This window comes from Pseudoalteromonas sp. MEBiC 03607, from assembly GCF_004792295.1.
Taxonomy (GTDB): domain Bacteria; phylum Pseudomonadota; class Gammaproteobacteria; order Enterobacterales; family Alteromonadaceae; genus Pseudoalteromonas; species Pseudoalteromonas lipolytica_C.
Map to the genome: position 1 here is coordinate 43,878 of NZ_SRRY01000002.1, position 16,234 is coordinate 60,111.

Sequence of the window (16,234 nt, forward strand, 5' to 3'; positions counted from 1 at the left end):
CACACTTAAAAGCATGCGCCAACTAGAATTAACCGTTTACAACGTCTGCAACCGCTTTTTCAAAGCGAGCTAAACCTTCTTTGATATCTTCAAGTGGGATCACTAAAGATGGCGTAAAGCGCACAACGTTTGTACCAGCAACAAGGCTCATTAAGCCATGCTTTGTGCTTGCAACTAAGAAATCACGAGCACGGCCTTCAAATTTACTATTTAGAGCTGCGCCTAATAAAAGGCCTTTACCACGAACTTCACTAAATACATCATATTTGTTGTTGATTGCCGTTAAGCCTTCACGGAAAAGCTGTTCACGCTCTTTCACACCAGCAAGTACTTCTGCTGTATTTACGGTATCAAAAGCAGCTTCTGCTACAGCACATGCAAGTGGGTTACCACCGTAAGTAGAGCCATGAGTACCAACTTTTAGATGCTCTGCAATACTAGCTGTTGTGATCATCGCACCAATTGGGAAGCCGCCGCCTAATGCTTTAGCTGTTGTAAGAATATCTGGAGTTACATTAGTACCTTGGTATGCGTATAAATCGCCTGTACGACCAACACCTGTTTGTACTTCATCAAAAATAAGTAAAGCATTGTGTTTATCACATAATGCACGTACACCTTCGATAAACTCGCTTGTAGGTGAAATAATACCGCCTTCACCTTGCAGAGGTTCCATCATCACTGCACATGTATTGTCACTGATAAGTGCTTCAAAAGCAGCTAAATCGTTATAATCACAGTGGTCGATTGCAGCTGGCTTAGGACCAAAACCATCTGAGTAAGCGGCTTGACCACCTACAGTAACGGTAAAGAATGTACGACCATGGAAGCCCTTGTTGAACGCGATGATTTGATTTTTTTGCTCGCCGTGTACATCTAATGCCCAGCGACGCGCTAATTTTAATGCTGCTTCGTTAGCCTCTGCGCCTGAGTTTGCAAAGTACACTTTATCTGCAAACGTTGCGTCTGTTAATTTTTTAGCTAAGCGCAGTGCAGGCTCGTTGGTCATTACGTTTGATAAGTGCCAAATTTTTTCGCCTTGCTCTTTTAGGGCATTGACAAGAGCTGGATGACAATGACCTAAACAGTTAACGGCAATACCACCTGCAAAATCGATAAATTCTTTACCGTCTTGATCCCAAACACGCGAGCCTTGACCTTTTACAGGGATCACTTCTGATGGGTTGTAGTTTGGTACCATTACGTCGTTAAAAAGTTCTCTTGTTACTTGCATTTGTTGCACCTAAATCTGGCTTAGTATGAAAAAAGTATATTGCGAAAATTAGATCAGTTAAGCCGTTCCTGCCTAATTAAGCACGATGAGATTATTTTTCTTATCTATTTTTCTTATTATCTTGGTTAGGAACTTAAATTTGCAGTGCTATTTTGTGAAAAATGACTAAAATAAAAAGCAAATTAACGATGAAAGTGAACAAAGTGATAACTCCTCAAGATGAAAAGCTCTTATCTATCTTAAGAACTAATGCCCGCGCTAGTATTTCAGACTTAGCTAGAGCGCTTAATCTCTCTCGCTCAACAGTACAAAGTCGTATGTTAAAACTAGAAGAGTCAGGTGTAATAAAAGGCTACAGCGTTGATTATGGAGATGCCTACTTGAACCAAATGGTGTCAGCGCATGTTTCAATCAAGGTTAAACAGAAACTCACCACTAAAACTAACATAGAGCTAAAGCAGATAGATGCTATTTCACAGCTCTATGCAATTAGCGGTGAATTTGATTTGATTGCTGTTGTACAAGCCCAAAACCTTGAAAAGCTGAGCCATCTTTTAGATGACATTGGTAACTTAGATGGTGTTGAGCGTACGACCTCGTCGGTGATTTTAGAGACAAAATTTAAGCGTTAATTGTTTAGCAAGTAAAAACGCGCTTATTGTCTATAATAAATTTAATTTATTAGTTGTTTAGGCTGATATTAATGCTTGCTTCTTTTTTGCTTTCTCTCACTGTGGCTCAACCGCTTCAGATAGGAACGAATCTGCCAATTAACGTACCTCATAATGCAATAAGTCATGTTGAATGTATATTTAAGCAAATCAATGTGCCATTTAAGTTACATAAGCTACCTTGGCTCAGAGCAAAAAGGGAAGTGCAGTTAAATCGGCTCGATGGTTATTTTACCGCAAACCTGTTATCGCAAATGCAAGAGTATGGTGAACTTTCTGCACCTATGTATTTAGAAAATTGGTACTGGTTTACCCATGCAGATTCAGCGACGATTGCTGAAGAAGACCTTCGTTATGGGGTTGTTAGGGGAAGCCATCAGGCTGACTGGTATCAACTAAGCAATAAAAATATTGAAGTAGAAGTTAACACCACACATGAACTACTGAAAGTATTTAAAAAGCAGCGTATAGACAGAATTTTGCTTGATTTAGAAGAATTTGAATACAACGCTGTGCAACTGCAAATAAAACCTGACGAGTACGCGCAGGCATTTTACCGCTATGTTCCACTTGGCTTATTTGCGGCAAATAAAACGCTCAAGGAGTTTCCCGAGTTTTTAAACATATTTAATAGCCACATAAGTAGCTGTTCACAAAACCCCTTCATATTGTCAAAAATTGAAAAACTAACATTAGTGAAAGTGCTCCTAGAAAAAATACAGCATTTAGCAAGCTCAGAACAGGTGCAACAGGCGGTAATAAAAAGTAATGAAGAACCAATTGATATCAAACAGTTAGAGCAGATTGATCAGCTGTGGGCTAAGCAAGTTATTGACAATAAACCAATACTTGCAGAGCGCTTTCTCAAACTTGAGGGTTCACAATTCTTACAAGTGTGGCAAAAGCAAATGCAAGGCCTAATTACAGAAACAATCGTCACCGACAAACAAGGCAAGAATGTCATAATCAGTGAAGTCACAACCGATTATTGGCAGGGTGATGAAGCTAAGTTTTTAAATATGTATTTGCAAGATGATGACTACTACATTGACACGGTTGAGTTTGATGAGTCGACTAAGCACTTTCAGGTGCAGTTTAGTGTACCCATATTAGATGATGAAAATCAGCACATTGGTGTGCTGATTTTGGGAGTCGATATTGAAAAGGCACTTTCAAATAAAGTAAGTAGCCCTTAGTGATTAGGTTTAGGCGCTTTTCGGATGACTTTTTTCTCAACCTTATCAAGTTCAATCACATAAGCGTTGCCACCAATACCTTTAAATTCTTCATCAGTGAAAACAATCGTATTGTCATCATAAAAAGTAATCGCTTCTTTTTGGGTCACGATACCTAAATCTATAAGCGAAACGTCGCCAGAGAAAAACTTATCACCTTGAAAATTCTCAAATAGCCAGATGCTAGTTGAATCTAACAGTACTAACTTGGAGCGGTCTGGGCTAAGTGCTGCAGAAGTGATCCAACAGAGTTTTTCCATGGTGGTGCAGGTTTTAAATGAGTCAATTAGCTCTGCATCAAAATTAGCGGCATGATCGCCTACTTTATATACTTTGGTGATACCATCAAATGGTTCTGTTCTGTTTTTAGTGAATAAATAAAGGTGACGACCGAGAGCTACAAACGCTTCCAAATCAAAGTTTTTTTGATCTGGAGTAATGGGGTTACCATCCATTTCTGGATAGGTGAACTTGATAATTTCGGCTTCAGTGGTGTCGCCTTTGATATCAATAGGGTTTTCGATTTTATAAATGGTTAACCACTTTCTATCATTGTTATTATTGCCGAAGTCGCCTAAAAAAAAATGACCAAATTTATTTTGTGTCATATCTTCCCAATCAATGTTTTTGGCATTTGTTACTAAGATTTCTTTTGCAATTGAGCCATCTTTATTGAGCCGATAGAGCTTCGGTTGGTCACCACTGTCGTTAATAGCCCATAGCCGTTTATATTTATCAAATTCAATTCCTGAAATTTCTTTCACTTTAGGGTCAACAGTTAAACGCTTTTTACTGTAAAGCGTGTAAATTGAAGAGGCTACAAAAATTCCCATCAACGTGATGGAAAACAGTAATATAGATAATAGGCTTTTTTTTAACATTTAAGGCACATATTTGGAAAAGTACACGCTATTATAGTCATAACGATAATTACTGTATATTCCAAACACCAGTGCCTGTTACAGACATAAAGTTTAAGTTGTCTTGTAAAACTTTATGGCCTACATAAACGGATGATTCAGGGTGGCTAACTAAATAGCCTTGCACACTTCTTATGCCAAGCGATTTGACAAGCTCAAACTGGCTGTGATCTTCAACACCTTCAGCAACAATTTTTAATCCAAGTTTTTGCCCTAATTCACTCAACGTATGTAATATCTGGTTATATTTAGGATTTTGATCAGCCTGTGAGACAAACATTCTATCGAGTTTAATAACATCAATTGGTAATTCAGCCAATGTACTCAATGAGCTAAATCCTGTACCAAAATCGTCAATTGCAATAGTGACGCCTTCTTCACGCAAGCGCTCTAGAGAATGAATGATTTTATTACTAGCTTTTATAAGCGTAGACTCTGTGATTTCAAGCATCAGTGCTGTTGCTGGTAGACCGGTTTTAGCTAGTTTTTCTGTGATGAATTTATAAATATCAAGATGCTTTAATTGCACACCAGAGATATTTACTGAAATTTTAACCTTCTTTAAGCCTGCGTTATGCCATGCTGACATTTGTCGACACGATTCAAGCATTATCCAATCACCCAAATCTAAGATTAGGTTTGATTCTTCAGCGATTGGTATAAATTCGTCAGGAGCAATAGAGCCCTCAGCTGGATGATCCCAACGGATCAGCGCTTCAAAGTAATCTATCGCGCAATCCTCAACATGTACGATGGGTTGAAAAGACAAATGAAAGCTTTCACTTGCGATTGCTAAACGCATTTCTTCAAGTAAATAATGGTATCGGCGGATCTTTTTACCCATTTCAGGTGAATAAACTTTGAAAATACCGCGACCATCTGTTTTAGCACGATACATAGCAACATCGGCCATCTGTAATAAAGATTGCGGTGTAGCCGCACTATCAGGGTAAACGGCAATACCAATACTTGCACTAATTTTTATTAACTTATTACCAAGAACAAAATCACGTTCAATCTCTCTCAACACATTTTGAGCAACTTCAACTGTTTTTTGTTGATCTAGTTGTTGGCTTATAAATATTGAAAACTCATCACCACCTAATCGAGCTAAGTTTTGTTCAAGCTGACTTTTAGGAGACAAATTTATTAATTTATGATGACGTAATACACTGCTTAAACGGGCTGCAACTTGAATGAGCACTTCATCCCCAAAGCTGTGCCCAAATGAGTCATTAACTTGCTTAAAGCCATCTAAATCTATGAATAATAAAGAACATCTGAGTTTGTTATTTTCGGCTATTTGTAATTGTTCTGCGAGGTATTCAATGTAAGCATGGCGGTCGAGTAATAAGGTGAGTTTGTCTTGATGAATACTCACTTCAGATTCTCTCGTATAGGTCGTTATATGCGAGCTAAGTGCTTGAACATTTTTTTTAAGTTGAATGATAGGTTTTACTGTAGGCTCAGATGGCACATGGACAACATTTAAGTTTTCTAATAGCTCTGTCGTTTGCTTATTTAGCTCCTTTAACAAATACTTTTCACTACTTGATTGCTTTTTTCTTGTAACTACCAGGCTTATTGCTAATGCAAGCAGAAGAAAAACAATAATATTAACAGGTGATAAAAGTGTTAGTTTGATAAGTTTATTCGCCTCAATTGCATTAATTGCAACTGGGGTTGCTTGAATTACGACAAATTGAGAGTCATCAGCGAGAAACGTTTTCTGACCATATAGTATCACATTGTACCAAGGCGATGGCTCAACATTTAACAACGCTCGCTCAAATGTTCTCAATTCTGCAGTATTAATATTGAATTGTATATCATTAACTTGCTTGGTTAACAGTATGTTACAGCCATAACAAAAAGCCATTACGGTTATTATGGTTATGCACGTTATACGAAAAGATTTGGTCATAGATTACTACCGTTTTGGTGTTAATGTTTTACTATAAAACTCACCAGCTTAATGCCTTGAGTATATTGCTTGTAAATTTAATTAACAAAGCCTTTCTTGTCTAATGGAACAATGGGTGTAAGTAAATGTGAAATTTCACATTGTTTAGTATATTTGCTCTAACCTTTTCCTTCTCAAATAATTCTTCTATTGTTGCTAATTGCTGAATTGTGTAGCAGCAGAGTAAGCGTAATATCGAGCAGATATTCTAGTTTAGCGCATTTGAGGTGATGATTTCTTTGTGCATGATCAATTTATTTATAATAATAATATGTATGATAATTTTCACCTTGTGATTATTTTTGTATAAAAGTTGCGTTTTTGGTGATTTTTAAGGTTTCAAGTGTTTACAGATTAGTTAGAGAACAGGTTTTAAACTGTAGGGAAAAATCATTAGCTTGTTGCATAGATTTGGAAAGTGCTTTTCAAAAGGGACTGCATGCAAGTCTAAAATTTACGCTTTTCTACTTATTGTCTTCGTTTTATTGCTGAGATATTTTTTAAAAAATGTAAATTGTATCGTCAGCCTATATAGTAGTCTTTTTATTCTATATATTTGTTTGCAATATAATAAGGTGATACTGTTTTTATTGTGTTTATTTAACCTAAAAATATAAGTAAAAATAAAGGTTAAGTTTTCGTTGCTGTTGAATGTGTGTTTTTATTTTAGAAATTAACTACTCATGCAGTTTGTTGTATTTATTCTTGTTGTATTAAGTGTAATGTTGTATTTAGTGTTTTTACTCTAAATAAGCTTCAAATTTATTCACTTTACCAAAGTCCGCAAGTTAACTACTTTTACAATGCTTTAAAAGCAACACCTAAAAAACATATTGAAATTAAACTATATTTTATAGCCAACTTGGTTCAGTTATTGCTCATAACAAGTTAGCAAGATGATGGGTGTTAGGATAGTTTGTTTTTTGCTCTTTTTTGGTGCAAAAAATAAGCTGATGCACTGTCATAATGCGTAAACATAGGTTTGATTTACTAAGTTCACTTATTTTCATAAGTATCTAGATAAATAAACCTTAAACGCACAGTTTCGCGCAGTAAGTTGTTAAAAGCGGTACTGTGACAAGGATAAATTTACCAATTGGTTGATTGGAGCCCACTATGTTAAGTAAACGTTTTTTTAAGACTAAAGACGAAACAGAAGTTACCTTTGAGTTTAAGCGTCCCGATGCAGATGACGTGCAGTTAGTTGCAGAATTTACAGATTGGCAACCAGTGCCAATGAAATTCAATAAAAAAGAACAAGTGTTTAAATGTAAACAACGCCTACCACTTGATAAAGAATTTCATTTTCGTTATCTAATTAATGGTCAAGAGTGGGATAACGACCACCAGGCTGATGGCTATATTCCAAATGAATTTGGAACAGATAATAGTATTGTTAATACCCAACGCGTTTAGGTGAGTTGATGCAGTCACTTTCGCAGTTATATTATCTGCATGGCATAGGCTATGAATATACGAAGTATACTGGCGAGCATGTTATTTTCGAAGAAAATACACGCCGCCAGGCACTAAGCTGTTGTGGTATAGACACAGCTAATTCTGATCAAATAAATCAGTTAAATTTTGCTTTAGATGCAGGAACGTGGCTGACTTTGTTGCCTCAAACTAGCATTATTGAGGCACATGACCCTTACTTAAAAGTTCGTATCGATGAACGCTTGTTGAGCCGAGCTTGTCACCTTAGCATACCATCCTTGTCCATAAATCTGACACGTGAAAATCTGCAAGGACTTGCCGTGACAGGAGACTATGGCTTTAATGGGGTTCGTTACCTTGAAGTTGCTTTACCTGTTCCTGCTATGCCTATTGGTTATCATGATGCAGTGATAACGGTTGCTGATCAACAAGCTCATAGCCAATTATGGATAACACCTAAAGAGTGTTACTCAATTGATGATAAAAAGCGTTTGGGACTTTCCATCCAACTTTACAGTTTGTGTAATGCGCAAGGATTAGGTATTGGCGATTTTGCTGATTTAGCAACTTTAATCCGTGAAGTGGCGCAACAAGAAATGGATTACATTTTACTTAATCCATTGCATTTATTATTTGAACACAGTCCTGAGCGAGCTAGCCCTTATAGCCCTAACAGCCGAGCGTTGTTAAACCCGCTATATATTTCGATTTCACTGTGTGAAGATGCATTGAATAATGACTCACTATCACAATTGCTCAGTGATAAACCCGCTACAACTGAACCTTTTATAGATTATTCTGCTGTTAGTCGATTTAAATATGATGCATTTCGTTGTTTATACACTCAATTTTGCCGGACAGCGTCAGCTGAACGAAAAGCAGAGTTTAAGCAGTTTTGTAGTAATCATAAGCACAGTCTAGCAACCTTGGTAGTTGACGATAATGAATATGCCAGTTACTTGCAGTGGCAGGCACATTTACAGCTAAATCATTGTCAGCATATTGCAAATGAAGCAAATATGGCGATAGGTCTTATTAACGATCTAGCTGTTGGTTGCGCTGGTGATGGCAGTGAGTTTCGTAGCCAAGAAGAGTTATTTGCAGTGGGGGCAAATGTGGGAGCGCCTCCTGATCCTTGGGCTGAACAAGGTCAGAATTGGGGGTTGCCAGCTTTAAATCCTCAAAAGTTAAGTAAAAATAATTTTGCCTTCTATCGCTCTTTGATCCGCGCCAATATGGAAGATGTTGGTGGATTGCGCATAGATCATGTGATGGCAATCAGAAGGCTGTGGTGGTGTTTTGAAAATAACGCCCAGCAAGATGGTTGCTATGTTTACTACCCATTTGAACATTTGTTGGCGATACTGAAAATAGAATCTCATCTTAACCACTGTGTCGTGATAGGTGAGGATCTAGGTGTTGTACCAAGTGAAGTTCGCGAAGCACTAAAAGCAAGTGCAATTTATTCAAATGGCTTGTTCTATTTTGAAAAAGATTATCAAGGTGAATTTTTAGCATCAGAGCACTTTGCACCGCATAGTTTGTTGATGATTGCTAATCATGATGTACCGCCATTTAAAGGGTGGTGGACTGGTCACGATATTACTGTTAAGCAAGAGTATGGTTTGCTTGATAGTGCACAAAGCGCTGCGCAACATGAAGCGAGAAATGTCGAAAAGCATCGTATGCTTAATTTTATCGCAAGAGAATCAGGGCAGCACTTATCATTAGATTCTGAAGCGTCTGTGGTGTATGAGTTATTAGCCTCATCGTTAGCAGCTGCTCCAGCCAGATTATTTACCATTCAAATTGACGATTTAGATCAGCAAATTTTGCCGGTGAACATTCCCGGAACTGATAAAGAATACCCAAATTGGCGGCGCGTTCTTTCACGCCCAACTGAGCAAATTATTCGTGCTCAGCATGCATTTTTAGCCAATTTAATTTCGATAAGGAATCAATAAATGAGCAGTCGTGTTGGTCAAAAGCCTTTTGCTGAACCCATGGTTTATCAAGCACATATCGATGCATTGTCTTCAGGTTGTTATAAAGATCCTTTCAGTTTTTTAGGGCCCCATAAAGTTAGTGCATCAAGCTTTGAGATTCGCTGTTTTTTACCTGGGGCAAGCCAGTTGTCAATTTTGCAAGGCAAGCAGGTTATTGAGGCCAAAAAGCAAGGTGACAGCGATTTATTTATTGCAACTGTCAAAGCAAAATCAATCCCTGATTACCAACTGGATGTGAATTATGGGGATGGCAGTCAGTATCTTCAAGAAGATGAGTATCGTTTTACAAGTACACTTGATGAACAAGCTATGTACTTATTTAACGAAGGTAGTCTTGAACACGCTTATCAGCACTTTGGTGCGCACTTTGTAACCCAGCAAGGAGTTGAAGGTGTGCGATTTACTGTTTGGGCACCTAACGCGAGTAGCGTTTCAGTTATTGGCGAATTTAATTATTGGCAGCGCAACCGTCATTTTATGCGCTTTCACCCAGCCAGTGGCGTTTGGGAATTATTTATCCCAGGTTTAAAAGAGCATCAGTGCTATAAGTTTGCGATTAGTACACCTTCTGGTGAAGTACTTGATAAAGCCGATCCGTTTGCATTTAAAATGCAACAAGCGCCGGGCACTGCTTCTGTCTTACAAAAGCTTAATAAGAAGATACAGTTGTCTGATGAAGCGTTAGCAAATCGCGCAAAGCGTAACAGTATCGATGCACCTATCAGTATTTACGAAGTGCATGCAGGCTCTTGGCAGCGACGCGATGATGAGGGCCGCTATTTAACATGGCGTGAGCTTGCCGATAACCTTATTCCGTACACTAAAGATCTTGGTTTTACGCATTTACAATTAATGCCTATCAGTGAGTATCCATTTGATGGTTCTTGGGGTTATCAGCCTGTGGGCTTATTTGCCCCAACTAGCCGTTATGGCAGTTTTGAGGATTTTGTATATTTTATTGAGCAATGCCATGACGCTGATCTCGGTATTATTTTAGATTGGGTGCCGGGTCATTTCCCAAGTGATCCACATGGTTTACATCGTTTTGATGGCACGCATTTATACGAGCATGCAGATGTAAGACAGGGATTTCACCCTGATTGGAATACCTATATTTACAATTATGATCGTGCTGAAGTTCGCAGCTTTTTGATAGCTAATGCAATGTATTGGTTGCATGAATTTGGCATTGATGGTTTGCGTGTTGATGCGGTTGCATCAATGTTGTATCTCGATTACAGCCGAGAAGAAGGGCAATGGATCCCAAACCAGTATGGCGGTCGTGAAAATCTTGGTGCAATAGAATGTTTAAAGCAGGTTAATCTGCGCTGTTACGGTAAAAATCCTGGCATTATGATGGTAGCTGAAGAATCAACTGCTTGGCCGGGAGTGACACGGCAGGTCGATCATGGCGGTTTAGGCTTTGGCTATAAATGGAATATGGGTTGGATGAACGATAGTTTGCATTATATGCAGCGTGATTCTTTATATCGTGCCCACCATCATCATGAAATGACGTTTTCAATGGTGTATGCCTATAGCGAGAACTACATTTTACCATTAAGTCACGACGAAGTTGTGCATGGTAAAGGCTCATTGATAGAGAAAATGCCAGGTGATGATTGGCAGAAGTTTGCTAATTTACGAGCATACTACGCATTTATGTGGGCTCATCCAGGTAAAAAGCTGTTATTTATGGGAGCTGAAATTGCTCAGCGTAGTGAATGGAATCATGATCAATCAATTGACTGGCACTTGCTTGAGCATGTTAGTCATAGTGGTATGCAACAAACAATTAAACAACTGAATAATATTTATACCACGACTCCTGCACTCTATGAGCAAGATACTAGCCCAGCGGGCTTTGCATGGTTAGATAGTTCTAATGCAGAGCAAAGCATGTTTAGTTTCATCCGTTATGCCAAGCATGCTGACGATTTTGTTCTGGTAATTAGTAACTTAACACCGCAAGTTTATCATGACTATGTAATAGGCGTTCCTAAGCCAGGTCGTTATCAAGTTATCTTTAATTCTGACAATGAAGAATACTTTGGTTCAGGTGTTGAAGTTAGCGGTAATACAGAACAACTTATCTTTAGTCAGCCTACTGCGAGTCATGGTTACAATCAAAGTATAAGCGTGTCTTTACCTGGGCTTGCAACTATTTACCTGAAGAAGGTGAACGATGAGTCATAGTGTAGAGCTTCAAATCGGTTCAACGATGCCTCTAGGGGCATCTATTGTTGAAAACGGTGTTAATTTTGCTGTGTATGCACCCCAAGCTCAGCATGTGTCATTGTGTTTATTTGACAATAGCGGTCATTCAGAAGTAATGACTCTTTCAATGCACCTTAACGAAGGTGGCATTTGGACATTGAACGTTAGCCCTTTAAAAGCAGGGGCATTGTATGGTTACAGGGCAGATGGTGAATATGCACCAGAAAAAGGGCTTTTCTTTAATAATCACAAGCTACTACTAGACCCTTATGCGCGAGACTTGCATGGTGAGTTTACTTGGAGTGAGCGCCATTATGGTCAGATGCCTGTAGGTAAGTTGAGTCAAGTCAATAACGCTGTTGATATGCCCAAGTCTCGAGTTCGCGAGCTTGCACCTTATACGGGTAAAAAACCTAACCATAGTTGGGGTAAAACGGTGATTTATGAGTGCCATGTTACTGGCGCAACATGTCGACACCCAATGATCCCTAAAGCACTACAAGGTAAGTTCTTAGGCTTAAGCCATCCGAGTTTTATAGAGCATTTACGCACTATAGGGGTGACTTGTCTTGAATTACTCCCTGTGCACGCATTCATAAGTGAGCAGTTCTTAACGGCTAAAGGCCTACAAAACTATTGGGGTTACAACACGCTTAATTTCTTCACGCCGCACAAAGATTATCTAGTGAATGATGATATCGGCGAATTTCAGCAAATGGTTGCGGCTCTTCATAAGGCTGATATCGAAGTAATTTTAGATGTTGTCTATAACCATACTGCTGAAGCAGGAACTGATGGGCCTATTCTTTCTTTACGCGGCTTAGATAACCTTGGCTATTATCGCACTGTGGCTGATAAACCTCAGCATTATATCAATGATACCGGCTGTGGTAATACTGTGAATATTGATTCACCAAGAACCTTACAGCTGGTGCTTGATAGCTTGCGATATTGGGTTGAAGTAATGGGGGTAGACGGTTTTCGTTTCGACCTTGCAACGATTCTTGCTCGTAATCCTAATGGCTTTAATCAAGCGCATGCGTTTTTCCAAGCAATCAACCAAGATCCTGTTTTGAGTAAAGTAAAACTGATTGCTGAGCCATGGGATATTGGCCCGGGCGGTTACCAATTAGGGGCTTTTCCTGCACCTTGGCGTGAGTGGAACGACAAGTATCGTGACACTATCCGACGTTTTTGGCGACAAGAGCAGGGGGTTATAGGTGAGCTTGCAAAGCGTTTACATGGTTCGTTCGACTTATTTGAGCATAATCTCAGAGGACCACTTAACAGCATTAATTTTGTGACGAGCCATGATGGTTTCACGCTTAATGATTTAGTGAGTTATGAACAGAAACATAATGAAGCCAACGGTGAACAAAATAGAGATGGACACAGTGCCAACCACTCCTTTAATTGTGGTGTAGAAGGTTTTACTGACGATAAAGAAATTAACGCATTACGTTTGCAGCAACAAAAAAATATTCTATTGACGTTATTACTTTCAAAAGGGGTTCCAATGCTTTCACTAGGAAGCGAAATGGCCCATTCACAAGGTGGTAATAATAACGCGTATTGCCAAAATAATCGCACTAGCTGGCTTGCATGGAAAGACTCGCAAATTAATCATCCATTAACCCGATTCATCGATGATGTTTTGCGTTTACGAAAGCAGTTTAGTGTCTTTAAGCATCGTTTTTTTGTTCATGATAATGATCCACGTTACGACGTCGCGTGGTTCACTGAATCAGGCACCGCAATGGAACAAGACGATTGGCATCAAGGTGATCGCCAAGTGTTGATTTATAGCCTGACTGATAAACACACAAACCAAGCTTTATTGATCATTTTAAATGCTGGGTCAGAGTCTGTTACTTGTCAATTACCCCCTCTTGCGAAAGGGAAGTGGCATTTAGCACTGACAAGTATACATCCTATGTCAACTTATGATGTTGATAAGGAACAACAGATTGCTGCAATGAGCAGCTGGGTTTTTACCGCCAATTCAGAGGATCCTAATCATGGCTAAAAATGCCGATCAAGTATGTGTTGTTAAGGGCTGGCAGGATGCCCCTACCGTTGATGAAAGCACCTTAGATGATGATTTATCTCGCCATTTTTATTACACCCTTGGGCGTGACAAAGTCGGTGAATCGCAATTATATTTATATCATGCTTTAGCATTAACTATTCGTGACAGATTGGTTGCACGTTGCCGTGTAACTAATCAGCAAATTCACGGACAAAAGCGTCGTAAAACTGCTTATTTATCTCTTGAATTTTTAATGGGTCGTGCTCTTGGTAATGCCATTCTAAACCTAGATTTAGACGATCAAGTTGCAAAAGCATTACAAGACTACTGTACAAAGTTAGAGACAGTTGCAGAAGCTGAGCACGACGCAGGTTTAGGTAACGGTGGTTTGGGCCGTCTAGCTGCGTGTTTCTTGGATAGCTGTGCAAGCTTGGCACTACCTGTGATTGGTTATGGTATTCGTTATGAATATGGCATGTTTAATCAAGCGATTGAAAATGGCCATCAAATTGAACAGCCCGATAACTGGTTACGCGAAGGTCATCCTTGGGAGCTAAGTGCCCCAGAGCAATCAAAGCGCGTAAAATTCTTTGGTCATGTTGAAAGTTATACTGATAAATACGGGCGTGAGCACCGTCAATGGCTTGATTCTCACGATGTCTTAGCTGTGCCTTATGATGTGCCAATTCCAGGCTATAAAAACGATATCGTAAACACGCTACGTTTATGGAAATCAGAGGCGACTGACGAATTTGATTTGAGCGAATTCAACGCAGGGAGTTATTCAGAAGCTGTTGCTCGTAAAAACCTTGCTGAACAAATCACCATGGTACTTTATCCAAATGATAGCAGTGAAAATGGTAAAGAGCTTCGTTTACGCCAGCAATACTTCTTATCATCGGCGAGCTTACAAGACATCATAGATACGTGGGTTAGCAAACATGGCGAAGATTTCTCTGACTTTGCTGATTACCATGTTTTTCAATTAAACGATACACACCCAAGTATTGCTGTAGCAGAACTCATGCGTATTTTGGTTGATGAGTATGAGCTAGATTGGCAAGAAGCCTGGTCTATTACCACTAAAACCATGGCTTATACTAACCACACTTTACTGCCAGAAGCATTAGAGAAGTGGTCAGTATCATTATTTGCGCGATTATTACCGCGTATCTTAGAAATAATCTATGAAATCAATGCCCGCTTCTTAGCAGATGTTGCTCAAGCATGGCCTGGAGATGTTGAAAAACAACGAGCATTATCGCTTATTGAAGAAGGCCCAGAGCCACAAATCCGCATGGCGTATTTAGCAATTGTTGGTAGTTACTCAGTAAATGGTGTTGCTGCACTTCATACCGAGCTACTTAAAGCGGGCTTATTCAATGAGTTTTATCAGCTTTGGCCAGAAAAATTCAATAATAAGACCAATGGGGTTACGCCACGTCGTTGGCTTGCACATTGTAACCCTGATTTAGCCAAACTACTCAATAAGCACATAGGTGATGAGTGGGTAGGTGACTTCAGTAAAGTCAGTCAATTACGTCGCTTATACGACGACACTAAATTCCACAAAGAATGGCAAGCAGTTAAACATAGCAATAAGCAACGCCTTGTTGAACTTGTTAAGGCTCGTTGTGGCGTTGAGTTTGATCCATCAATGATGTTTGATGTGCAAGTAAAACGTATTCATGAATACAAGCGCCAATTATTAAATATATTACATGTTATTCACTTATATGATCGTATTCGCCAAGGTGATACTTCAAATATTGTCCCTCGTTGTGTGTTATTAGGTGGTAAAGCCGCACCTGGTTACTACATGGCGAAGAAGATAATTAAGTTAATTAACAATGTTGCTGAAGTGATCAATAAAGATCCATTGGCAAAACCGTACTTGAGAGTGGCTTTTTTACCGAATTATAACGTGACAGCAATGGAAACTATTTGCCCAGCAACGGATTTGTCTGAGCAAATTTCAACAGCAGGTAAAGAAGCATCGGGTACCGGTAACATGAAATTCATGATGAATGGTGCTTTGACCATTGGTACGTTAGATGGTGCCAATATCGAGATCCGTGACGCAGTAGGTGCTGATAATTTCTTCTTGTTTGGTGCTCGAGCAGAACAAATTGATGATATCAAAGCGCACTATAATCCTGAGCAAATTATTCATCAAACCGACAGCCTATACAAGGTAATGCAGTTACTTGAAAGCGGTCACTTTAACTTGTTTGAACCAAATCTATTCGACGACATTATTGCTGCGATTAAGAGCCCGCACGATCCGTGGTTAGTTGCACATGATTTTGCCAGCTTCGTTGAGGCACAAGAGCAAGTTGAAAAAGCTTACCTAGACACTGCTCACTGGACGCAAATGAGTATTTTAAATACGGCGGCTAGTGGCATGTTTTCGAGCGATAGAACAATTAGTCAATACAGTGATGACATCTGGCACTTGGAACCACTGTTAGACATTAGCGCAAAGCAAAACACACAGAAGAAAAGCAGCTAACTTAAGACGG

10 protein-coding genes are annotated in these 16,234 nt (G+C 39.2%); 7 read left to right on the forward strand and 3 right to left on the reverse strand.

The genetic code is table 11. The annotated features are described in order from the left end of the window. Positions 1 to 28: 28 nt before the first annotated feature. Entirely contained in the window at positions 29 to 1,234 is a 1,206-nt protein-coding gene (locus E5N72_RS17180; RefSeq protein ID WP_135926351.1) for an aspartate aminotransferase family protein, read from the reverse strand. 203 nt (positions 1,235 to 1,437) lie between these two features. On the opposite strand from E5N72_RS17180, the gene E5N72_RS17185 reads away from it, so the two are divergent. Together E5N72_RS17185 and E5N72_RS17190 are read left to right on the forward strand one after the other, a co-directional pair. Continuing rightward, entirely contained in the window at positions 1,438 to 1,866 is a 429-nt protein-coding gene (locus E5N72_RS17185; RefSeq protein WP_135926352.1) for an Lrp/AsnC family transcriptional regulator, read from the forward strand. A gap of 71 nt (positions 1,867 to 1,937) precedes the next feature. Beyond that, positions 1,938 to 3,101 (forward strand): cellulose-binding family II protein, encoded by a 1,164-nt coding sequence (locus E5N72_RS17190; RefSeq protein ID WP_135926353.1) that lies wholly within the window; start codon positions 1,938 to 1,940, stop codon positions 3,099 to 3,101. On the opposite strand, the gene E5N72_RS17195 is transcribed toward E5N72_RS17190, so the two are convergent. After that, a complete protein-coding gene (locus E5N72_RS17195) occupies positions 3,098 to 4,021 on the reverse strand; it encodes a hypothetical protein (protein WP_135926354.1) in 924 nt (307 codons plus the stop codon). The two genes, E5N72_RS17190 and E5N72_RS17195, sit on opposite strands and share 4 nt — an antisense overlap. Before the next feature lie 49 nt (positions 4,022 to 4,070). Then, positions 4,071 to 5,939 (reverse strand): EAL domain-containing protein, encoded by a 1,869-nt coding sequence (locus E5N72_RS17200; protein WP_235383417.1) that lies wholly within the window; start codon positions 5,937 to 5,939, stop codon positions 4,071 to 4,073. A gap of 1,200 nt (positions 5,940 to 7,139) precedes the next feature. Between E5N72_RS17200 and E5N72_RS17205 the strand changes: the two genes are divergently transcribed. Genes E5N72_RS17205 through E5N72_RS17225 form a run of 5 tightly spaced genes read left to right on the forward strand, consistent with a single transcriptional unit; the run spans position 7,140 to position 16,224 of the window. Continuing rightward, a complete protein-coding gene (locus E5N72_RS17205; RefSeq protein ID WP_135926356.1) occupies positions 7,140 to 7,439 on the forward strand; it encodes an isoamylase early set domain-containing protein in 300 nt (99 codons plus the stop codon). 8 nt (positions 7,440 to 7,447) lie between these two features. Next, a complete protein-coding gene (gene malQ / locus E5N72_RS17210) occupies positions 7,448 to 9,424 on the forward strand; it encodes a 4-alpha-glucanotransferase (protein WP_135926357.1) in 1,977 nt (658 codons plus the stop codon). Next, positions 9,425 to 11,662 (forward strand): 1,4-alpha-glucan branching protein GlgB, encoded by a 2,238-nt coding sequence (gene glgB / locus E5N72_RS17215; protein WP_135926358.1) that lies wholly within the window; start codon positions 9,425 to 9,427, stop codon positions 11,660 to 11,662. Then, a complete protein-coding gene (gene glgX / locus E5N72_RS17220) occupies positions 11,652 to 13,709 on the forward strand; it encodes a glycogen debranching protein GlgX (protein WP_135926359.1) in 2,058 nt (685 codons plus the stop codon). Before glgB ends, glgX begins: the two co-directional genes overlap by 11 nt. After that, positions 13,702 to 16,224 carry a glycogen/starch/alpha-glucan phosphorylase gene (locus tag E5N72_RS17225; RefSeq protein ID WP_135926360.1) on the forward strand — a complete coding sequence of 841 codons (2,523 nt, stop codon included), beginning with the start codon at positions 13,702 to 13,704 and terminating at the stop codon, positions 16,222 to 16,224. Before glgX ends, E5N72_RS17225 begins: the two co-directional genes overlap by 8 nt. Positions 16,225 to 16,234 lie beyond the last annotated feature (10 nt).